Genomic DNA, 21,049 nt, shown 5'->3' on the forward strand with positions numbered 1-21,049 from the left:
TTTTTGATTTAAGCTATATAATTATTATAGTTTAGTAATAGTTTAAAGACATTCAATATTATCAACATTTTAAATTTAATATATTAATAAAAGGAGGGTGTATGTATATAAGCATAGGAAAGTGCTTCGGTTTCATTGCATTAATTTCGTCTCTAGTTGGATTATTACCTCAAGTGTATAAATCATATATTACTAAACTTACTCGTGATATATCGATGCTGATAATTTTGTTATTTGTTCATCTTCTTGGCTTATCTATGGTCTCTATGAGGGGTTAACTTTTATTGTGCTTAGCAATATTGCTGGGCTAATAATTAACTTAACATTAATCATACAAAAATGTTATTATGATGCAAAATCTGCATCATCTACATTGTAGCATAAAACAACAGTATCGTTAGTGATAGCAATAGAAGCAGTAAATGATGCTGGTGTGCATTGAGTTAAGACATTAAGTAAAAAAAGCAGAAAAACCGTGTTAACACTAATCTAAAAACTACAGGCGCCTGTTATTAGCTAAAGTAAAGGTCAAATATCTGGAATTCTAGGCATAAAATCCTCCTGTGTAAAAAAGATTCAGAGTACACATACAACAGATATCGCTGAAGTTTTTACTGAAAAATTGGTTGAAAGGTCTGCAGACCGAGATAGATTTTGAGCTCTCTAAATATCTCCACTATCATTATAATGGCATCTTGAGTATGCGGAAGCAATTTTTTCATTAAAATAAAAAATTTTATTCTACAGCTAATAAAAATTAAGATATTCTTTTATATGATATCATCGGAATTCTCTTGATAGTTTGCTAGCTCCTCTCCTCCTGAGTTACTCAGTTGTTCTAACACAGTTGGTGGTTCATCAGATCCAAACAACCATGAAAAAAAGCCACCAAAAAATGATCCTATTAAAGAAAAAGGTTTCATAAGTATACTAAACAAATTACCAAAAAAAGAGCTCGGCTGTTCTTCTGTTTGTGTAGGGGCAACAGGATTTACACCTTTGTCTTGTGCACCAGCTTCTTTGTTATTATCTGAATCTTGTCCTGTAATGTCTCGTTTCTCTCTTTCATTTCCTACGTCTTTCATGAGCTGTTCATAAGCGTATTTCCAAGTAAGATGGGGTATCTTCTGGTCCGAATTTAATGAAGAGTCTGTTTCGCTAAACCTATAAACTATTATTTTATCTCCAAATTCTCCTTTAATAATATGATCTTTTTCTTCATTAAACAAATTACCACACTCATTATAGTTAATTTCATCATTAAAAACATAGACTTTTAAGCTTAATTTTGCCAGTTCTTCAGGAACAAATGATCTAGGGAATTCTTCTTCCAGTATACTAACTACTTCATTTCGAATCTGAGTTATCTCATTCGTTTTTAGGTTATTGTGTCTAACCTGTATACTATCTCTGGAATCAATAGATATCTCAAAGTAGGAAGGTAACCTCTCTTTTGTTAATAATTCAGCATCTGTATCTCTGTTTGAATCACTCATCCCACACCTCCATGTAAAATTACATTATCACAGCAAAATCGTTAATAATTTATGAGCTCTGGGTTATAAAAATAATGGTTATTCTCCGTGTTTCTCAGTATATTTGAGTAAACTATATATAAGAATTGCTATTATAGAACATGCAACTGTTAACAGTAGATTCGGTAAAATACCATAACGAAAAAATTTCCCTACTATATATATTCCAATAGCTCCAAACATCATATTGCAGAATGAGAGGACTGCACTACCAAGACCTATACCTTTGATTGTTTCTAAAGCAGAAGTTACGTTATTGCTGATTACAAGTGCAAGCCCGATATTGCTTGGAATCCAAATAATTTGAAGAATAAGTATGCTCAATTTGTTTATGAGATAAAAATATATCAACAAACCATCGGATATTATCGGTAATACCAAACCTATGATTAGCATCTTGCTCACTCCTATTTTTGGTACATACCTTCTATTGATTAAAGTGCCAATTATGTAAAATATAACTATAATTGATATGAGATAGCCAAAATATTGTACTTCAACGCCTATTGATTCAAATATGAACGGGTAATTAGCAATGTACGCCCAAAGCCACATAAAAGTCAATCCATGAATGGCTGAAAACCCAAGGAAACGATAATTCTTGAACATTGACATATACTGCTTGAAGATATTGATGGCTATGTTGGTTTGGTTTTTACTTACAGTGAGCGTTTCTTGCAGCTTCAAGTAAATAAAAATGAGCATAACAATTGCTGCAATTGATATGATAAGAAACAAAAATTTCCAACTATAACCATGTGAAATTATATAACTGCCTATCACTGGAGCTATTCCAGGTGAAAGTGCTACTACCATATTTAACTTTGAGATTACTCTTGAGTATTCACTACCTGAGTACATATCCCTGATTGCTGCATATCCGACAACGCCTGCAACACCAGCTCCTGCTCCTTGTATAAAACGGATTAATATTAAAAGTATAATATTATCAGCTACGCAACACATGATACTTGCCAAAGTAAAAATTGCCATACCAATCAGCATTATTAGGCGCCTACCGTAATAGTCTGACAGTGGGCCATAAATTAATCCAGATATTGCAAATCCTACTAAATTTAAACTGATTGTAAGCTGCGCTATATTACCTTCCACCTTAAAATAATTGGCAATACTTGGCAATGCAACTGAGTATAGGTCCGTTGCCATATCGACAATTGCTACAGACAATATCATAATAAGAGAGATGATATTTTGTGAAAAAGCTGTCAACACTAATGATTTACTGGATTAAATATGTTTAATTGTAGTATATTTTTCTCATTAGTATATTAATTTAACTGCTAATCTCTGTATAAAATATGGATAAATCACAATTAGTTAAAGAGGTTTTCGATTCTGTAGCTAATCGCTATGACATCATGAATGATATAATGAGTCTTGGAATGCATAGGCTATGGAAGGAGAAGATGGTAAGTAGTGTGCATTTTAAAAAGAACTCCAAGGTTTTGGACATTGCTGGAGGAACCGGAGATATAGCTATAAGAATAGCAAAAGGGGAACCAAGTGCTCAAGTTACAGTATGTGATATAAATCAAAACATGCTAAACAGAGGATGTGACAAAGCTATAAATTCAAATCAGCTCAATTTCAATTGGGTATGTGCAAATGCAGAGAGTTTACCATTTGAAGATTCTGAATTTGATTATTATACAGTAGCTTTTGGTATTCGAAATTTTTCTGACCGCAAGAAGGCTTTAAGTGAAGCATATAGGGTATTGAAGCCAGATGGGAAATTTATTTGCTTGGAGTTTGCCCCTATGCATTATCAAAATGAGATATTCACCAAATTTTATGACTTATACTCATTTAAAGTAATTCCTAAAATTGGCAGCATAGTTGCTAAAGACAAGAGTTCTTATGAATATCTAGTAAGAAGCATCAGAGAATTTCCAACTCAGACTAATTTTAAAATGGAAATTGAAGAGGTAGGCTTTAGGAATGTTGAGTTTTGTAATATGAGCTATGGAATAGTGGCATTACACATTGGAACAAAATGAATATTAAACTCTGGTCTGGCCAGTAGTTTTTTTATTACACAATTCATAATAAACATAGGGGTAACATTGAGCATTTTCCCAACTACCGGCATAACTCTTCAGCTATGGTGGCTCTTCTCTTCTATCTTCGAGCATTGCAATAGAAGAAGTAGGAACTCATGACTCTCTAATGAGTAAAGACAGGCTGTATGCAAAATTGATGAAGATAGGGTAGAAATTTAAATCATAATGTTGTTAATATGCTGGATTTAGCAATCAAGTTATTAAATTTTTATGCTTTATAATAGTTCTATAATGTTTTTAGTGGGAAAGGCTACATCAAGTGCACAGCTGTACGAACATTGTGGCAATTCGCGTAGTAAATGGTCAGTGCGTGACACTGATCATCAGAAACATTGTATTTTAACATTACTTTTATACTCTTAAATTTAACTGGATACTAATCTGGCATCCTACAGATAATGTTTGTACAATTGGCATCAAGTGCTGGAATGACAACAAAGGTGAGTTTTTGTCTTTTACTTAAATGGTAAGAGATTTATTGAAATACTCCTGCAAAATCATACTATTAATTAGTACACTATAAATTTAAAATTATAAATATGTTAAGCAAATTAGTAACTTTGCTATTAATTTTTATATTCCCCTTTGACTCATACTCGTACCAGTTGAGAACCAAAGCAAAGCAAGCAGTCGTTTTAGATTTAGCTTCAGACTCGTTCATTTTTGACCATAATTCTAGCGAAAAAATGGCTCCATCTTCAATGAGCAAGTTAATGACTTTATATGTGGCTTTCGATTATCTAAAGGCTGGAATAATAAACATGGAAGATAAATTTCGAGTAAGTAGAAAAGCATGGGAAAGGAAAGGCTCTTCTATGTTCCTAAAAGAAGGTCAATCTGTGACAGTAAAAGAACTACTTGAAGGGATTACAATTGCCTCAGGTAATGATGCATGCATAGTGCTAGCCGAGGGTATTGCAGGATCAGAAGAGAATTTTGTTGCTGAAATGAATGAAGTTGCACGAGATTTGAATCTTAATGATAGTCATTTTGTCAACTCAAGCGGGTGGCCAGATGAAGATCACTTTATGAGCGCAAAAGACTTGGTAACACTGGCAAAAAGGATTTTTACTGATTTTCCTGAATATTATGATCTATTTTCTGAACAATACTTGACATATAACAACATTGTACAAAAAAATAAAAATCTTTTACTTTTCCATGATATTGGAGTTGATGGTCTAAAGACAGGTCATACGAGTGCTGGTGGTTATGGCATTATAGCATCTGCAAAACGGAACGATAGGAGAATTTTTGCTGTTGTAAATGGTTTAAACACTGAAAAAGAGCGAATAGAAGAAGCCAAAAGACTAATACAATATTCCTTAAATCATTTTCACAGCAAGAAAATATTTGCTAAGGATAGTGTAGTTGAAGAAATAAATATTATTTATGGAAAAGATAAAAAGGTGCCCGTTACAGTTGCAAACGATGTTACCATAACTTATAACCGCAAATTACACGACAAAATTAAAGTGCGTATTGAATATAAAGATATGGTACCTGCACCAATTAAAAAAGGTCAAGAAGTGGGCAAAATCTTCGTAGAAATACCGGGTACTGAGCAACAAACTATACCTGTTTATGCAGCAAATGATGTACAAGAGTTGAATTATATAAAAAAAATTTTTAGAAAGTTGTTTTAATCAGCAAACATAAGTTAAGGAGAACAGAAAGAATATTTAAATGACAGCTAGGTACCCATTCAGATGCATGGCAAATATTGAAACCCATGCTTCTTTTCTTGTCACCTAAGTAGCCTCTATTCAAGTAGCCCTTTTGTTGTCATCCCTAACGCTTTGACACACAACTGTACGAACATTGTGATTTGGGCCCATCAGGGGGTGTCATTCCAGTGCTTGACACTGGAATCTAGAAAATTTGATTGCAAACAAGCACGCTATACAACACTTTTGATGAAATTGAACAACGAAACTGGATCCACAGCTGTACGAACATTGTGATTTGAGAATAATCTCCGCCAGGAAGAGTGTCATCCCAGTGCTTTGGCACTGAGATCCAGAAAACTTAATTTTAAATAAGTACACCAGATAGCTGTATAATAAGAACTGGATTCCAGTGTCACGCACTGGAATGACATCATTTATTATGCAACATCGTGTCACATTGCAACGTTCGTACAGTTGTGTGCTTTGACACTGGGATCCAAGAAAATTCACAAGCAAGCTATTCGGTAAGCTTATGCTAAATTTGATGAGCTTAAATGGAAAAATGGATCCCAGTGTCAAGTTCTGGTTAATGTTCGTACAGTTGTGTGCTTGACGCTGGGATATTTGTTCCTATTTTCTCGTCTATCTTATTTTGCCACTCTGCTGAACAGATACAGTTAAGGAGACCAGAAAAAATATTTAAATGACAGCTAGTCTACTTTCAACCCCTCAGCATGTAAACTGCGTGGTAAAGACTCCAGCTCTTTTGCAGCGGCTAGTTCTTTATTTTTTGCATGTATACCAAGCTTATTGAATTCCCGAGCAGCAGGAAGCACTCTCGCTTCAAGTGAACCAGCAGTTTTATTGTAATGATCTACAGCGCTTTTTAAGCTCCTGCGTAAATTGTCAAAGTTTTCACCCATCGTGCAGATTCGCTCATATAAAATATGGCCTAGTTCACTTATTTTTTTCGCATTTTCGGCTATCATTTCTTGCTTCCATCCATAGGCTACTGCCCTAAGCAGCGCGATTAAAGTGATCGGTGTTGCAATAATCACTTTTTTTTCTATTCCAATTTCTATCAAAGCTGGCTCACATTCCAGTGCTGCACTGAAAACCCCTTCTCCTGTTAAGAAAAGCACCACAAGCTCTGGCGTATTTTCAAATTGGTTCCAATATTCCTTTCTACCTAGATCATTTATATGTTTTTTTATTGCCAGAGAATGATTCTTCAATTTTTCCCTTTGTATCTGCAAATCATTTTGTGACATAGCATCCATATAAGAATCAAGTGGTACTTTAGCATCTATTATTATTTGCTTTCCAGATGGCATTTTTATTATTAAATCAGGACGTAACAAATTGTCCTCATTTTTATCAATTACTGAGGCTTGAGTAAAAAAATCGCAATATTCAATCATTCCCGCCATTTCTACTACTCTTTTGAGTTGCATTTCACCCCACTTGCCCCTAATGTGAGGTTTCCTCAGGGCGTTAGCAAGGTTAGAGGTTTGACTCATTAATGCTCCAATTTGCTCCCTTAAACCTTCGTAGGCCCCTACCCTCTCTTTCTCTAGATCACGTATTTCACTATCGAATTTTTCTAATTTTTCTTTTATTGGCATTACAACTTCGTTGATTGTTGCTTGCCTTTTTTTGAAGTCACTTTCTGTTTCTTTTAGTTTATTATCTATTACTTCCTTTGCTAAGTTCAGAAAATTATTATTATTTACCTGCAAAGCATCAAGAGAAAGTGCTTTAAAAGTGTTTGTGAGTCTCTCCTCTGCTTTTGTCAGTAATTCTATTTCCTTTTTCTTTTCCTCACGCTCTTTTTGCAGAGTTACTTCAAGCTCTGCATTCCTCACTTTCAAATCAACTATCTCTTCACCCTTATTCAGTAAAGTTTGCTTTGCCTCTTGAAGCTCACGCTCCACTCTACATAAATTACTCTCAAGATTTGCTGATTTTTCACTTAGCTTTCTATTCTTTCTTGAAATGATATAGAGAAATAGTAATAAGGAGAGAACAAGAACTATAGAATTGAGAAGCATCAGAATAAAAAAACTGCGTTTACAATTCTATATGATTTTTGTTTATATAAGAAAGAAAAAAAGAGCACCTAAAGAGGTGCTTCTTTTTAACAGTTTGCTATAATGACTATACATTAAGAGATTGACTAGCACCAGCAGCGTGTTGTTCTGCTTCTGGATTAGTAGTTTCTGAATTTGGTGTGTTACTATTTGCAATAACTTTAGGTGCATTGAGATTTATTTCTATATACCTTTTTTTTATCGCTCAAATCTAGCAGCCCTTTCATTTTTTCTGGCTCATTATCACCATAAACTTCTTTGCCATCTAGAGTCCCAACCGAATTTATAGATAGACGTATATTACCACTTTTCATTGTCGTTTTCGAGTCATAACGACCTGTGATATACAATTGTTTATCATTATTTAAATTTAAACAAAACTCGTCATCAATTACAGTGCTATCCCCTCTTTTGTTTTTAAAATGCTCTTGCAGTGTTTCATAATTCTCAGCTGATGTAACCAGCTTTATTTTACCATCGACAAACTTTAATAAAACATTATGTTTTGTTTTACCTTTAGCAGGTGCTTCTGATTGTGGCATATCTAAAAAGACAAAATCCTCTTCTTGACCAGTAGACTGATGGTTTTTCCAGCCTAATTTTCCTAAAATCCATGAAATTCCTGTGTGATCAGCAATCCATTTAAAAAACTTTTTTATGCTTTTCCACATATTGTACTCCTTAAATTAATAATATATTAACTTAATTATTTCATAAGAAACATGGTATGTCAACTATTTTAGAGAATATTATAAAACTTTAATACTTGCTCGCAATTTTTAACAATTTAATAGCGCTGGTGTTTACAACTTCTCCACCAACGCGCTTAGTGACAAAAAATCTAACATAAGGTTTGTTTGTATAAGGGTCTCTCAATATTCTCATCCCTCTGTTATCTACGATCTTATAAGCTTGTTTGAAATCCGCTACTGCAATCACTGTAGGTGGCATATCAGCAGATTGATATACTGGTATTCCCATCAAAGTATCTGGAGTCTCAAGAGATAAACTCGGCTGCCAAAGATATTGACCTGTTTCAGATTTTAGTAGCCTAACGTCCTTTAACGTACTCCTGTTCATCAAGAATGATGCATTTTTAGAGTAATGTTCATTCAGAGAATAGTACAATATCATTATGGTATCACTATCTAGCTCATCAGCTTTAATTTACTCTATTTTATCTTCATAAGCTAAAATTCCTTTAGGCTGAAAAGTGCCATCACCTTTTATGAAGGCTTCATTCTCCTTCTTACTGAAAGTTTCGGCAACCTTTTCCACAAGCCAACTTTCAACATTGACAAATGCATCATCGAGCAATTTTTGTGATATTTGCGGCTGAGCATAGAGCTCATAAGTTGTGATGGAAATCTTTTGAATTTTAGGTGTACTTGTGTCTTGTGCAAAATCATACTTGGATTTATAGCCACCATCTTCATCTTCTACTGTTTCACCACTCCAACCTGCACCAGCACGGTCACAATCTTCTATAATATAATCCAATGTTTCAGTAGAGATTCTTTGATTGGAACATATTTGCCGCATTGGAGATGAATCAGCTATACGCTTGTTTATCCGTTTTACAATATGAGGAGTAACTAAATACCCTCCAATATCATTATCATCTCCACTGAGGGTTTTATGCGATAAATCGCCCTTGCGGACATAATCAGAAAAATGTTTGTCGTTTGTTGTGCTCGCCTCTGGACGTTGAGCTGCAGTTTCAATAAAATCTAAGCGCTCTTTGCAATTATCAATATTACTATTTATCTTACATAGCTGCTCGATTGTTGCAGGCCCTTTGCTTTCAATTTCTTTTAGTTTTCGATCATTTATTAGTTTAAATTGCTCCCATGATGAAGCGAGTTCATTGACACGGTGAGCGATATCAGTAAGTGACATAATAGCCTCCTTTAAAAATAAAATTAGAATAGTTATTGTAATTTGAGGATAATCTTTATCAGTACCTTTTCATTGTCATGCATGTAGCTAACACTGGAATCAAGAAAACCAGCGCGTGACGCTGGAATCCAGTTAAGTTAGTAAACATAAAAATAGCTATTTTATGTTAAAATACAACGTTTTGATGATTATGAAAAGGCTAGATGCTAGTGTCAAGCACTAGGATGACACTGTGTACCTAATTTAAAGAACTATCAACACTATACAGCGTTTATTTTTTCCTGTCAAGCACTTTTTTTCGCTGCATATCTGTTCAGGAGAATGTGCAAATAAAGTACGTAGCTGTACAAACTTGCCAAAACAATAAATGGTATCCTTTGAGTATCCTCAAAATTACAAGTATCAAAGTAGCTGCTTTATGTTAAAATACAATGGACTTCTTGCATAACCATATGAAAAATTAGCAGCTCACTGTCTTTGTCATTCCAGCGCGTGACGCTGGAATCCAAAAAAAAGAACCAGTGTCAAGCACTGGGATGACACCCATTTGCTCCCATAGTTGTCTTTTCTCGTCTACCTTGTTTTGCCACCCTGCTGAACGGATACATACCGTTTGTTGCTTTTACTCTATGCTACCTTATCTACCTTGCCGCTCTCCTGCTTCAATCAGTAAAAGATTTCAATATTAATTCTGCACTGATGGATCTGCCAATTACAATAAACTCAGCTTCTGAGTTTATTGCTTCTTTTAAGGTACCAGAAATGATTTCAACCTGTCATATATACCTAAAAAGTAATTATATTAATACAATATTTACACCTATATGCTAATATAGATATTGCTTTTAAAATTAAGGAGTAGATTATGAATAAAGAAAAAATAGAAAGTCCCGATCTTATATGCACACGTCAATGTAGATCACCATCCAAAAAAGCATGCGAAAACAAATGCCAAGATTACTGCATTAAGTATGAATTAGAAAAAGCAGAACGCGATTTAGATAATCTAAAAGATCCAGATAATTTAAGTGAGAAAGATCGGCAAGACCTTGACAAGTATCTAAAGTGTTTAGAAGATAATAATGATAATTTTGAATACTATCTTACTCTTTTTGAGGGTCAATCCAGTTCAGATTATCTATTTTAAAAAGCTTCTCGTTAAGTAACACTTTAATGAGGACGTAAAGTTATTGTCTATCGCAGATGAAATGTAAGATCAAGAGTTCATGTATTTTTAATCTGTAAAAGACAGCATTTGATCTTAATAGTTATTTACCTGAACTGCTTCAATCAATAAGGGATTTCAATATTAATTCTGCATTACTTGCGGTTTTTGTAATTGGCCTGCCAATTACGATATAATCAGCTCCTGAATTTATTGCTTCTTTTGGTGTTGCTGTCCTTTTTTGATCATCATGACCTGAATCTATACGAATTCCTGGAGTAATAATTTTAAAGTCTTTACCACATCCTTGGCGCACTTCTTGAGCTTCTAATGCAGAGCAGACTATTCCATGCAGACCAATTTTCTTTGCAAGCTTTGCCAACAAAATTACCTGTGATTTTGTTTCTCTTGCCACTCCAAGCTCGCTTAGATCTTCATTGCCCATGCTAGTTAGTACTGTTACTCCAATTAGCTTTATTTTTTTTCCTTGCACTACACTTAGCGCTTCTTTAAGCATTTTTGTCCCACCACTGATATGTAATGTTAGCATTTCAACATCTAGAATCTTTATTGCTTCAATCGTTCTGGCTACAGTGTTTGGAATATCATGCAATTTCAGATCTAAAAAAATTGGTACATTGCATTTTGCAACTTCTCCCACTCCAGAAAGACCATGTGCAGCAAAAAATTCTAACCCAAGCTTTACCATGCCAACCTTATCACGCAGAGCATTAGCTAAAGATATAGCTTTATTCAAATCTTGTGTATCTAGTGCGCATATTATTGGGTTCATTATCTTGTATAATTTTTTATTATAATAAGGCTAATCATCACATTCTACAATCTCTATCCAGATACTCATGATGCTCTGTACACACTAAATCCAATAATTTGGTAGGAGTCGATGAAAAGTTGGCATATCCAGAATCTTCAAATTCTGATGATTCAGGATCTTTTTCCTCTAACTCTTTTAACACTGTTTGAATTTCACTAAATAGTTCTTTTAATACTGCTTCTGTATTACTATCTCCGCTCTTTGTTTCTTCTATTTTGTATATTATACAATTCACTACTTTATTAATTTGATCATCTTTCTCTAAGAGTGAAATTTTAAAACTCCTCACCTTATTATCGTAATCTTTTGTTAAGTCAAGGAACCGATCTTCAATAGAACCATTTGCTTGATTTAGCTCTTCAGATTTCTTTTCTAACTCTTCAGATAAATATTTCTTTTCTTTTGTAAGCCTTTTAATTTTGTCTTGTTGTTCACTTAATTCGTTATTTAATGTATCCTTCTTTCTATGTAATTCTTCTATTTCCTCGCTTAATATTTCTTTATCTTTAGATATTTTTCCTATTCTCTTGAGTAAATCCTCTTTTTCTTTAGATAATTTTTCTACTTCCTTTTCCTTATGCAGTTTTGCATTTTTCAATTCTGTACGTTTATTATTGTCTATTTTCCTTTTCAATTCCGTTATGCATTTTTCTTTTTCGGCTAGATTAGCTTCTTTTTTCTGTAACTGCTCACGTAAAAGCAAGATCTCAGAAAGTAATTCATCAAACTCATCTTTCGTTATTTTTTCTAATTCTTCTATATAGCGCTTTTTAGCTTCTAATTTTCGCTCTAAAGATTCCCTCTCACTTTGTAACTCACTTTCTAACACATTTACCTTATTTACTTCCCTGTTTAGATTTTGCTCTTCTCTGGTTAATTGATCCTTTAAATTTTCTATTTTTTTTGCAGCCAGAGTTATTTTCTCTTCTAACTCTCGCTCTTTTTGAGTAAATTTATTCTCTATTCTCCTATTGTTACTCATTATTTTATATAAGAGCATAAGAGCCAAAGCAGACAATGCAGCTAAAGCGAGAATTAAAGAACTAGGTACATTAATAAGCACTAAAGATGTAAGTAATGTAAGAGTAGCTAGAGAACTAGCTATAAAATAAAATGTATTACCTTTATTAAGTAAATTGTTCATAACCTATATACAAAACTGCTGCAGTTTTATATATATTGATTAAAATTGTCTTACCTGTAGACCATACGCGTCAAGTTAAGGAAAAAGATATGAGGAGATAGAATAATAAGTTCTCACAGATATGTTTTTAGTGAGAGAAGTAACGATGAATAAAATAACTTGCCTATCAAAAGACCTCAACAAATTTTTCAATGAAATGGCAATTCTTCTCTGGGAGTGTTAAATAAACTGTGTCAAACCAAGAAATAAAAATATAGTTGATATAAAAAAACGGAGGTTTGACATGAGTCAAGTAAATAAAACTACCGGTTTGGTAGATTATAAAGAATTAGAAACCTGTCGTCTATACGAGAAGGAAGACCGCTAACAGGAAGAGATAACACCATTTATAAAAAAGCTGCTTGAGGCAAGTCTGGAAAGGTGAAATAGAACACCACTTGTCTGGTGAAAGCGAAGAAAATAATCGAAGAAATGGGAAAAACTTTACGTACAACTCATTTGAGTTGTTAACACCTAGAGACAGGGAAGGAAGCTTTGAACCCCAAATAGTTAGAAAAAGACAAACAACAGAACTTGAAGCAAAGGTCTTAAGCACATTTGCCAGTGGCATGGAGATATAGCGTCACATATTGAGGAAATTTACGATCATAAAATATCGGCGGCAGAGATATCAAGTATTACTGACAAACAGTAATCAACGAATGGCGTAGTCGTCCGCTGCAGTCTGTATATCCGATAGTTTTCATGGTTTTTTAAGGAGTTGTGTAAGTAAATGTATGTATAATATATTAGCAAAATGGCAGAAAAGAAGTTTTATTTAGCTGAAAGTGAAGTTCTGGTTGGGAGTACTAAATGATCTCAAAGAGAGAGGAGTGGAAGATATTCTAATTGCATGTGTAGATGGGCTAAAAAGCTTTCCTGCAGAAATAAACGGTGTGTTCCCTAATGCAGAATGTGTATAGTGCATCAGATACGTAACTCACTGAAGTATGTAGCTAGTAAAGAGTTTTTTGAGTGATTTAAAGAAAAGCTTCAAGTAAGGAAATTGCCGAGAATTATCTGTTGGAATTAGATGAAAAATGGGGCACAAAGTACCCTATAATCTTGGCAGAATAATTGGGAAAACCTATCTGGTTATTTTAAGTATTCCGACCCAGTTAGGAGGATAATCTATACTACTAATCCCATAGAGGGGCTACATAGGCAAATTAGGAAATTCACCAAAACCAAGGGCTCATTTACTAGCATAAATGCCTTGTATAAACAGGTATATTGTGCTATAAAGAAAGTAGAGCAAAAATGGCTCTGCCTAATTGGGCTTTAACTGTATCTCAACTTGACATCTTCTTTCCTGGTAGATTGAAAATTGAGTTGAATTAAAAATTCGGTTTGACACAGTTTATTTAACACTCCCATTTAAAACCTCGGATATAAGCATTTTTTAAGCCATGACATGAATGGAATGAAAGTGTATATTTATATGATTATTATTACAGCTTTATTATTTCTTGTTTATAAAATAAGAAACAACTTAGACGGATTTAAGATAGCACTATTACAGTTTACATTAGATCTTAATGACTCTTTTTTACGTTCAATTGTTTTACTATCAGGAGGTAACTTACATGCCGTTGATCACCTTATATCACGCCATTTTTGATACTTTCAACACTTATGCCGTTTTCTCACGTCTTTTCTTCCACTTATATAAAGTTGTTTTTCCGATCTTAAATCTCTTGGCAATAGTTTTCTCCTTCATCCAACGCTTCCATTACCTTTTTCCTTAAGTCATAACTATGTGCTACTGATCTTCACTACTATAAACCATATCTTACTCTTTTTGGACTATTATGAGTAGGGCTATAATACCAAAGCGGGTGATAATATGGATACTCCTAAAAATAAGAAACTGGCTATTGCGTAAGTTATATAGTTTTGAAATGCAATTGGGTATTTATGTGCATGAGTGTAGAAATTAGGTCTATGGAGATACATAGATCTATCTTGTATATACCTGGCGGCATTTTTATAATTATCACCTATTTCATGGAAAAATATGAGATGTATTTCATTTTCTTTATTATACTTAGCAACGTGCATTATTTCCCTCTAGCACATATTACACCTAGTAAAAGAATATTCTGTTTTGAGAATAAGATCAACTTTTTTTAAAATTCTAAATAACCTGTTACTATACACTAACACTGAAAATAACAAACATGCACACTAACAGACTTGAGAAATACAAGATAGCAGCATTAATAGTTGCAGCAGGAGTAGGCAGTAGATGTAATGCCAAAACCCCTAAACAGTATATAAAACTGGCAGGTAAATCTGTTTTATTTCACACAATTAGAAAATTCTTAGCTAATCAGTACATAAGTTACATAAGAGTGGTAGTGAATGAAAGTCAAAAAGATTTCTATAAAGAAGTTACATCATCAATTATAGATACTAAATCGCTGAGTCCAGTATGCGGAGGGAAAAGCAGGCAGAGTTCAGTTAAACTCGGACTGGAGAGTTTGCAAAAGATCAATCCAGATTTTGTCGTTATACACGATGCCTGCAGGCCTTTTGTGTCAAATATTCTAATAGATAACTTGATTAAATTTATGATTAATGGTCAATATACAGGAGTAGTTCCAGCAATAGAAGTCGAGGATACTATGTCATTGGTGAGTAATAATTTCATTGAATCTACGATTTCAAGGAAAAAACTTAGAGCCATACAAACCCCTCAAATTTTTAATTTCAGAGAATTATTATCATGCCATCAATCAATCAAAGAATTTACTGATGATTCATCACTAATGGTAGAGCACAAAAAACATGTTGCGATTATTGAAGGTGAGAAAAACAATTTTAAGTTAACCAAAAAAGAGGATCTCAATATGGCAAAACTCCTTTTTGAAGAGCCAAAATTTCGTGTCGGAATCGGTTATGATATACATAAATTTGTTAAAGTTCAAAATGATGCTAAGAGTTTTATAAAGATTTGCGGTGTAGAAATTGAGCATAACATGGCAATAGAAGCACATTCCGATGGTGATGTTGCAATACATGCAATCGTTGATGCAATACTCGGAGCACTAGGATGTGGCGATATAGGAGAACATTTTCCTCCCAATTCCTCTGAATGGAAAGATTGCAATTCATCTCACTTTCTTGACTTTGCTGCTAAAAAAGCACAGGAAAAAGGATATAGCGTGTCTAATTTAGATATTACTATAGTTTGTGAAGAGCCTAAAATATTGCCTTATAAAGTGGAAATGAAGAAATTTATATCAAAAATATTAGAAATTGATGATGAATTCATAAATGTTAAAGCAACAACTGCAGAAAAATTGGGTTCTATTGGGAGAAATGAAGGAGTAGTAACGTATGCTTCTGTGCTATTGCATGCAAATTCTTATTGAAAGTAGCGTCCAGTAGAGATCATAAGGGAGTGTTAAATAAACTGTGTCAAACCAAGAAATAAAAATATAATTGATATAAAAAAACGGAGGTTTGACATGAGTCAAGTAAATAAAACTACCGGTTTGGTAGATTATAAAGAATTAGAAACCTGTCGTCTATACGAGAAGGAAGACCGTTGACAGGAAAGGAGGGAGCATTAACACCATTTATAAAAAAGCTGCTGGAGGCGAGTCTAGAAGGTGAAATAGAACACCACTTGTCTGGTGAAAGCGAAGAAAATAATCGAAGAAATGGGAAAAACTTTACGTACAACTCATTTGAGTTGTTAACACCTAGAGACAGGGAAGGAAGCTTTGAACCCCAAATAGTTAGAAAAAGACAAACAACAGAACTTGAAGCAAAGGTCTTAAGCACATTTGCCAGTGGCATGGAGATATAGCGTCACATATTGAGGAAATTTACGATCATAAAATATCGGCGGCAGAGATATCAAGTATTACTGACAAACAGTAATCAACGAATGGCGTAGTCGTCCGCTGCAGTCTGTATATCCGATAGTTTTCATGGTTTTTTAAGGAGTTGTGTAAGTAAATGTATGTATAATATATTAGCAAAATGGCAGAAAAGAAGTTTTATTTAGCTGAAAGTGAAGTTCTGGTTGGGAGTACTAAATGATCTCAAAGAGAGAGGAGTGGAAGATATTCTAATTGCATGTGTAGATGGGCTAAAAAGCTTTCCTGCAGAAATAAACGGTGTGTTCCCTAATGCAGAATGTGTATAGTGCATCAGATACGTAACTCACTGAAGTATGTAGCTAGTAAAGAGTTTTTTGAGTGATTTAAAGAAAAGCTTCAAGTAAGGAAATTGCCGAGAATTATCTGTTGGAATTAGATGAAAAATGGGGCACAAAGTACCCTATAATCTTGGCAGAATAATTGGGAAAACCTATCTGGTTATTTTAAGTATTCCGACCCAGTTAGGAGGATAATCTATACTACTAATCCCATAGAGGGGCTACATAGGCAAATTAGGAAATTCACCAAAACCAAGGGCTCATTTACTAGCATAAATGCCTTGTATAAACAGGTATATTGTGCTATAAAGAAAGTAGAGCAAAAATGGCTCTGCCTAATTGGGCTTTAACTGTATCTCAACTTGACATCTTCTTTCCTGGTAGATTGAAAATTGAGTTGAATTAAAAATTCGGTTTGACACAGTTTATTTAACACTCCCGATCATAACTTTAAATCCTCCTATTAGGTTTAGTTGCTATGATCCCCCCAACAGAACCGTACTTGCGAATTTCCCGCATACGGCTCTTCAGTGTAGCATTCACAGCATCTTTTATTACTGCTATCTGATTTAGTTTTCCTTGCATCATATCCCAACCTCTGTTGTGTTGGTGTAACAATCCCTAACTATACCGCTGATCGCTTCCCCTTGTTTCCCACACTCTGAGTACTATCAATCAGTCCGACTTCCTTTGTATCTTCCGTTAATTCTCGCCTTTGTTGACTTGTTCCAACGTACCTTAGTAGGAATACAAAGGATCTCCCAAGTTCATTTAGAATCCATCTCAACACATGACACGGCCTCCGATCCCAGTGATAACTTGCCTTATCGTTACCCTTCATGCTGTCTTCCATCATATGAAAAATGTCGACCTCTATGATATTGAAGATTTCGGAACTCAATACCTTCACTTTCGTTGTACCCTGCATTGTCCATTCCATTAGCTTTACTACGCTCGTTACCTTACGCAGCATAATGGTCTAGGCTGTTGGCTAGACTTTGCCTAGGTTGGATTTTCACTAACTGAATTTTACGCACTTTGCTTGGCGCACCCATATTTAGCTTCCTATTTCTTTACACTTTTATACTTACTTTGTAAACCACTTTATCTCCGTGAACGGTTACCTTAATGATTCTTTTGTACTATCAATTGTTCTATTATCAGGAGGAAATTTACATGCCGTTAACCACCTTCTATGATACCACTTGTTATACTTTCAACACTTATGATTCTATATGTCGAAATTTTCCTTCAATAATCTTCTTTACATCACGTGGTAGATAACATTCACCTTTTTCATTTATGCGGCTACTATGACCATCAGACAATAAAATTACAATAGTGTCATCTTTTGGCAGTTCACCAAAAGATTTAAGTTCTTTGATCTTGAGCATACCATGGTAAATTGAAGTGCCTACATCCAATTTTATATCTTCTTTATTGTATATATCTCCTCCGTCAAGTAAGACTTGAGCTTCCTTATTAAAGGTAATCATACTGTAAGTATTATTAAGATGTTTTTTATCGCTTTCATATGCTATATCAAAAATAGATTTTTTAGCAGCCATAGTTTTAGAGGTATTTTCACCTTCATCTGATATCACATCCTTACTTTTCATGCTTGAACTTGTATCGACAACAAAAATAAAATGCTTTTTTCTAGCTTTACATCGCAATCATAACCTATGCTTAACAATGCTGTGTTATGTACTTGCGTTGAATTTGCGTGTTTACTTGCCTTAATGCTTTTAACTTCTACTGCTGCAGGATTTTTTAATTTAATTGTAAGCATATACTACCTCACATCTTTATAAAAAGATTATAACACCATGATTAAACTACAATTAACGCAATAGCATACTTTTTCTTTGAACTCTATACCCTTGAATTTACCTTTTCTTCAAATGCATCCCAAAGGTCTTTTTCCAGCGATATATTGTATAATTTATTGATGTAGACTACTCCCGTAGGTGAAGTTGTGTTAATTTCAAGAAGGAAGTCATCTATAATATCAATACCAACAAATATTAGCCCTCTTTTCTTCAGCTCAGGACCAATTTTATTACATACTTTATTGTCTCTATCATTCATTTCAGCAGGTTCAAAACTTCCCCCAAGCCGCACGTTTGTTCTAATTTCTCCGCTGGTTTTTGGAACTCGTTTCATTATCCCTATTGGTTTACCATCTAGCAATAGTATCCTCTTATCTCTGTCTATGTTTTTGCAAAATGCTTGCGCAATTACAGGGCATTCATATTTTGCAATCATGAGCTCTACTACTACTTGAATACTATTTTCATCTTGTACTCTTATTACATCAATTCCTCCATAACTGTACAATGGTTTCAGAATAATATCCTTATGATTGTTGCAGTAAAAATCTCTGATCATCAATATATTTTCAGTAATCAAAGTTGAAGGAATTAGTTCTGGAAATAGTGAGGTAATTAACTTTTCAGGACAATTTCTTATCTCCGTTGGATTATTAATTACCAATGCACTGGTTTTTTCTAAAATATAGGTAGTTGTGATGTAACGCATATCAAAAGGTGGGTCCTGCCTGATAAGTATGATGTCCATTTCATTCAAATCGATGTCTACATCTCTTTTAGAGGTAAAACCAAAATCATCAACGCTAACTTTCTGAGCAAGCGCGATTGGTTGATTTAACTTGAGTGCTAGATTATTAGGGACATAGACAAAAATTTCGTGCTTTCTCCTCTGCGCTTCTTTTATTAATGCAAATGTAGTATCAGTTTCGAAGTTTATACTTTCATCCATTTGAAAAGCTACTTTCATTTACCCTCCCTTCCTATTACAATATACTATAGTACCATAAAAGTGTTATTAATGGAGCAAAGTATGGAATTAACAGTAGGAAATAATGCACCTGATTTTAGCTTGCCAACAGATTCTGGTGAGATTTTATCGTTGAGTGAATTTTTTGATAAAAAAAATGTAGTCCTTTATTTTTATCCTAAAGATGATACTCCGGGCTGTACAATGGAGGCAAAAGGCTTTAGAGATAAAATAGAAGATTTCTCTTCTCTTGACACAGTGATAATTGGTGCATCAAAAGATAGCGTTAAGTGCCACGCTAACTTCAAAGCAAAATATTCTCTGCCGTTCTCTTTAGTTTCTGATGAAAACGCTGAAATGTTGGGAAAATATGGCATTTGGGTAGAGAAAAGTATGTTTGGCAAGAAGTATATGGGAATAGAGCGTACTACTTTTTTAATAGATAAAAAAGGTAAAGTAGTGAAGATCTGGAAAAATGTAAAAATTAGTGGACATGTTGATGAGGTTCTAGAAGAAGTAAGGAGAATATAAATTAAAGAATGACTACCCATTGCTATATAAAAAAACTGAAATTATATAACTTTCGTAGTCATTCAAACTTTGAACTGGATTTAGATGATAGACCAGTTGTAATAACTGGCAAAAATGGTATTGGAAAAACTAATATACTTGAAGCAATCTCATTGCTTGCTAAAAGCAACGGAATGAAAAAAGCAAAAATCAGTGAGATGCAAAATAGATTCAGTAATGAAGATTGGGCAGTGCACTATGACTTTTTTAATGGAGCAGAGCTTAACTCAATTGGTATAGGAAAGAATCTTAATAAGAAACTAATACAAATTGATAGGAAAATACAATCAAGTTATTCATCTCTGTATAGAATATCCAATGTAATATGGTTAATTCCACAAATGGACTATATTCTTCTTAGTTCTCCAAGTGATAGGTTAAAATTTTTAGACCGTATCGTCTCACTGTTTGAAGAAAATTACACCTATTGCTACATGAAATATAGAAAAGCTAAACGTGAACGAAGTGAACTATTGAGAGAGAATATCTTGGATGAAAATTGGCTCTCTAGTCTTGAAAACGTAATGGCTACCAATGCAGTTGATATTTTACGTATGCGATTGTCTGTTTTAAAAATACTACAGAGCACAATTGATAACCATTCCTGTGAGTTTTTTCCGAAGGCAAGTTTAAAATTCAGCAGCCAGCTAACTTTGGACGATACTGCAGAATATTTTCAGAATCGTTTAAAGGAAAACAGAGAAAAAGACTCATTAACTGGTAGAGCAACCTTTTCTGTGCATAACGATAATTTCCGGGTTTTTTGCCAAAAAGTGGACATGCCAATAAATCTTTGTTCTACTGGAGAGCAAAAGCTATTACTGCTTTCTATCATCTTATCCAGTGTAAAAGCAAGGTGTATTCATTACAATAAGGCACCACTTCTTCTGCTTGACGATATAATGTCTCATCTAGATAAATATTACAGAAAAGCGTTAATAGAGGAAGTGTTAAGCATTCAATGTCAAACTTGGATAACCGATGTAAATCAAGATAATTTCAATAACTACCTTTGCTCTTTCAAGTTTTTTGAATTATCAAGTAAATAAAT

Annotated in this window: 17 protein-coding genes and 4 pseudogenes; 9 read left to right on the top strand and 12 right to left on the bottom strand. The window is 33.9% G+C overall.

What is annotated here, in order from left to right:
* Positions 1-101: 101 nt before the first annotated feature.
* Positions 102-278, top strand: a complete 177-nt coding sequence (locus ABLO99_RS03555; RefSeq protein WP_237350145.1) for a PQ-loop domain-containing transporter — start codon at positions 102-104, stop codon at positions 276-278.
* A 492-nt stretch (positions 279-770) separates the two neighbouring features.
* On the opposite strand, the gene ABLO99_RS03560 is transcribed toward ABLO99_RS03555, so the two are convergent.
* Together ABLO99_RS03560 and ABLO99_RS03565 are read right to left on the bottom strand one after the other, a co-directional pair.
* Complete coding sequence (locus ABLO99_RS03560) at positions 771-1,496, bottom strand: hypothetical protein (RefSeq protein ID WP_349968311.1); 726 nt, start codon at positions 1,494-1,496, stop codon at positions 771-773.
* 78 nt (positions 1,497-1,574) lie between these two features.
* The gene (locus tag ABLO99_RS03565) at positions 1,575-2,729 is read right to left on the bottom strand and encodes a Bcr/CflA family efflux MFS transporter (protein WP_047758732.1); all 1,155 of its coding nucleotides are present in this window, start codon (positions 2,727-2,729) and stop codon (positions 1,575-1,577) included.
* Between the two features lie 125 nt (positions 2,730-2,854).
* Between ABLO99_RS03565 and ubiE the strand changes: the two genes are divergently transcribed.
* Both ubiE and ABLO99_RS03575 read left to right on the top strand, forming a co-directional pair.
* Entirely contained in the window at positions 2,855-3,553 is a 699-nt protein-coding gene (gene ubiE, locus ABLO99_RS03570) for a bifunctional demethylmenaquinone methyltransferase/2-methoxy-6-polyprenyl-1,4-benzoquinol methylase UbiE (RefSeq protein ID WP_047758733.1), read from the top strand.
* A 602-nt stretch (positions 3,554-4,155) separates the two neighbouring features.
* Positions 4,156-5,262 carry a D-alanyl-D-alanine carboxypeptidase family protein gene (locus tag ABLO99_RS03575; RefSeq protein ID WP_349968312.1) on the top strand — a complete coding sequence of 369 codons (1,107 nt, stop codon included), beginning with the start codon at positions 4,156-4,158 and terminating at the stop codon, positions 5,260-5,262.
* Positions 5,263-5,996: 734 nt separating this feature from the next.
* Here ABLO99_RS03575 and rmuC read toward each other — a convergent pair.
* The 3 genes and pseudogenes from rmuC to ABLO99_RS03595 all read right to left on the bottom strand — a co-directional run bounded on the left by rmuC (position 5,997) and on the right by ABLO99_RS03595 (position 9,275).
* Entirely contained in the window at positions 5,997-7,337 is a 1,341-nt protein-coding gene (gene rmuC, locus ABLO99_RS03585; RefSeq protein ID WP_349968314.1) for a DNA recombination protein RmuC, read from the bottom strand.
* Positions 7,338-7,537: 200 nt separating this feature from the next.
* Entirely contained in the window at positions 7,538-8,047 is a 510-nt protein-coding gene (locus ABLO99_RS03590; protein WP_349968316.1) for a hypothetical protein, read from the bottom strand.
* Between the two features lie 88 nt (positions 8,048-8,135).
* Positions 8,136-9,275 (bottom strand): annotated as a pseudogene (locus ABLO99_RS03595) (phage major capsid protein).
* An 865-nt stretch (positions 9,276-10,140) separates the two neighbouring features.
* Between ABLO99_RS03595 and ABLO99_RS03600 the strand changes: the two are divergent.
* The gene (locus ABLO99_RS03600; RefSeq protein WP_349968318.1) at positions 10,141-10,422 is read left to right on the top strand and encodes a hypothetical protein; all 282 of its coding nucleotides are present in this window, start codon (positions 10,141-10,143) and stop codon (positions 10,420-10,422) included.
* Positions 10,423-10,561: 139 nt separating this feature from the next.
* Here ABLO99_RS03600 and pyrF read toward each other — a convergent pair whose 3' ends face one another.
* On the bottom strand, positions 10,562-11,233 hold the full coding sequence (gene pyrF, locus ABLO99_RS03605) for an orotidine-5'-phosphate decarboxylase (protein WP_349968320.1): 672 nt from the start codon (positions 11,231-11,233) through the stop codon (positions 10,562-10,564).
* 37 nt (positions 11,234-11,270) lie between these two features.
* Entirely contained in the window at positions 11,271-12,419 is a 1,149-nt protein-coding gene (locus ABLO99_RS03610) for a hypothetical protein (RefSeq protein ID WP_349968321.1), read from the bottom strand.
* 283 nt (positions 12,420-12,702) lie between these two features.
* Between ABLO99_RS03610 and ABLO99_RS03615 the strand changes: the two are divergent.
* Positions 12,703-13,799, top strand: a pseudogene (locus ABLO99_RS03615) (IS256 family transposase).
* Positions 13,800-14,097: 298 nt separating this feature from the next.
* Here the strand turns inward: ABLO99_RS03615 and ABLO99_RS03620 are convergent.
* Positions 14,098-14,191, bottom strand: a pseudogene (locus ABLO99_RS03620) (IS630 family transposase); the annotation flags it as partial.
* Between the two features lie 447 nt (positions 14,192-14,638).
* Here ABLO99_RS03620 and ispD point away from each other — a divergent pair.
* Both ispD and ABLO99_RS03630 read left to right on the top strand, forming a co-directional pair.
* On the top strand, positions 14,639-15,835 hold the full coding sequence (gene ispD, locus ABLO99_RS03625; protein WP_349968323.1) for a 2-C-methyl-D-erythritol 4-phosphate cytidylyltransferase: 1,197 nt from the start codon (positions 14,639-14,641) through the stop codon (positions 15,833-15,835).
* A gap of 96 nt (positions 15,836-15,931) precedes the next feature.
* Positions 15,932-17,035: pseudogene (locus tag ABLO99_RS03630) on the top strand (IS256 family transposase).
* 44 nt (positions 17,036-17,079) lie between these two features.
* Here the strand turns inward: ABLO99_RS03630 and ABLO99_RS03635 are convergent.
* The 4 genes from ABLO99_RS03635 to gshB form a co-directional block, all read right to left on the bottom strand.
* Complete coding sequence (locus ABLO99_RS03635; protein WP_153295409.1) at positions 17,080-17,217, bottom strand: hypothetical protein; 138 nt, start codon at positions 17,215-17,217, stop codon at positions 17,080-17,082.
* A gap of 635 nt (positions 17,218-17,852) precedes the next feature.
* The gene (locus ABLO99_RS03640; RefSeq protein WP_047758799.1) at positions 17,853-18,248 is read right to left on the bottom strand and encodes a VWA domain-containing protein; all 396 of its coding nucleotides are present in this window, start codon (positions 18,246-18,248) and stop codon (positions 17,853-17,855) included.
* A complete protein-coding gene (locus ABLO99_RS03645; RefSeq protein ID WP_153295407.1) occupies positions 18,245-18,421 on the bottom strand; it encodes a hypothetical protein in 177 nt (58 codons plus the stop codon). Before ABLO99_RS03645 ends, ABLO99_RS03640 begins: the two co-directional genes overlap by 4 nt.
* Before the next feature lie 83 nt (positions 18,422-18,504).
* Positions 18,505-19,428 (bottom strand): glutathione synthase, encoded by a 924-nt coding sequence (gshB, locus tag ABLO99_RS03650; RefSeq protein WP_349968325.1) that lies wholly within the window; start codon positions 19,426-19,428, stop codon positions 18,505-18,507.
* Between the two features lie 63 nt (positions 19,429-19,491).
* Here gshB and bcp point away from each other — a divergent pair, with 63 nt between their 5' ends.
* Both bcp and recF read left to right on the top strand, forming a co-directional pair.
* Complete coding sequence (gene bcp, locus ABLO99_RS03655) at positions 19,492-19,959, top strand: thioredoxin-dependent thiol peroxidase (RefSeq protein ID WP_047759071.1); 468 nt, start codon at positions 19,492-19,494, stop codon at positions 19,957-19,959.
* Between the two features lie 8 nt (positions 19,960-19,967).
* Complete coding sequence (gene recF, locus ABLO99_RS03660) at positions 19,968-21,047, top strand: DNA replication/repair protein RecF (protein WP_047758797.1); 1,080 nt, start codon at positions 19,968-19,970, stop codon at positions 21,045-21,047.
* Positions 21,048-21,049: the final 2 nt, after the last annotated feature.

The sequence above is a fragment of the Wolbachia endosymbiont of Armadillidium arcangelii genome (assembly GCF_040207875.1).
In the GTDB taxonomy this organism is placed as follows: domain Bacteria; phylum Pseudomonadota; class Alphaproteobacteria; order Rickettsiales; family Anaplasmataceae; genus Wolbachia.

What these genes read in the sequence shown, in the direction of transcription:
- pyrF (WP_349968320.1), bottom strand. Translation starts at nt 11,233, where the DNA reads ATGAACCCAATAATATGCGCACTAGATACACAAGATTTGAATAAAGCT.
- rmuC (WP_349968314.1), bottom strand. Translation starts at nt 7,337, where the DNA reads ATGCTTCTCAATTCTATAGTTCTTGTTCTCTCCTTATTACTATTTCTC.
- ABLO99_RS03645 (WP_153295407.1), bottom strand. Translation starts at nt 18,421, where the DNA reads ATGCTTACAATTAAATTAAAAAATCCTGCAGCAGTAGAAGTTAAAAGC.
- ABLO99_RS03600 (WP_349968318.1), top strand. Translation starts at nt 10,141, where the DNA reads ATGAATAAAGAAAAAATAGAAAGTCCCGATCTTATATGCACACGTCAA.
- ABLO99_RS03635 (WP_153295409.1), bottom strand. Translation starts at nt 17,217, where the DNA reads ATGATGCAAGGAAAACTAAATCAGATAGCAGTAATAAAAGATGCTGTG.
- ABLO99_RS03555 (WP_237350145.1), top strand. Translation starts at nt 102, where the DNA reads ATGTATATAAGCATAGGAAAGTGCTTCGGTTTCATTGCATTAATTTCG.
- ABLO99_RS03590 (WP_349968316.1), bottom strand. Translation starts at nt 8,047, where the DNA reads ATGTGGAAAAGCATAAAAAAGTTTTTTAAATGGATTGCTGATCACACA.
- ispD (WP_349968323.1), top strand. Translation starts at nt 14,639, where the DNA reads ATGCACACTAACAGACTTGAGAAATACAAGATAGCAGCATTAATAGTT.
- ubiE (WP_047758733.1), top strand. Translation starts at nt 2,855, where the DNA reads ATGGATAAATCACAATTAGTTAAAGAGGTTTTCGATTCTGTAGCTAAT.
- bcp (WP_047759071.1), top strand. Translation starts at nt 19,492, where the DNA reads ATGGAATTAACAGTAGGAAATAATGCACCTGATTTTAGCTTGCCAACA.
- ABLO99_RS03640 (WP_047758799.1), bottom strand. Translation starts at nt 18,248, where the DNA reads ATGAAAAGTAAGGATGTGATATCAGATGAAGGTGAAAATACCTCTAAA.
- recF (WP_047758797.1), top strand. Translation starts at nt 19,968, where the DNA reads ATGACTACCCATTGCTATATAAAAAAACTGAAATTATATAACTTTCGT.
- ABLO99_RS03575 (WP_349968312.1), top strand. Translation starts at nt 4,156, where the DNA reads ATGTTAAGCAAATTAGTAACTTTGCTATTAATTTTTATATTCCCCTTT.
- ABLO99_RS03560 (WP_349968311.1), bottom strand. Translation starts at nt 1,496, where the DNA reads ATGAGTGATTCAAACAGAGATACAGATGCTGAATTATTAACAAAAGAG.
- gshB (WP_349968325.1), bottom strand. Translation starts at nt 19,428, where the DNA reads ATGAAAGTAGCTTTTCAAATGGATGAAAGTATAAACTTCGAAACTGAT.
- ABLO99_RS03610 (WP_349968321.1), bottom strand. Translation starts at nt 12,419, where the DNA reads ATGAACAATTTACTTAATAAAGGTAATACATTTTATTTTATAGCTAGT.
- ABLO99_RS03565 (WP_047758732.1), bottom strand. Translation starts at nt 2,729, where the DNA reads ATGATATTGTCTGTAGCAATTGTCGATATGGCAACGGACCTATACTCA.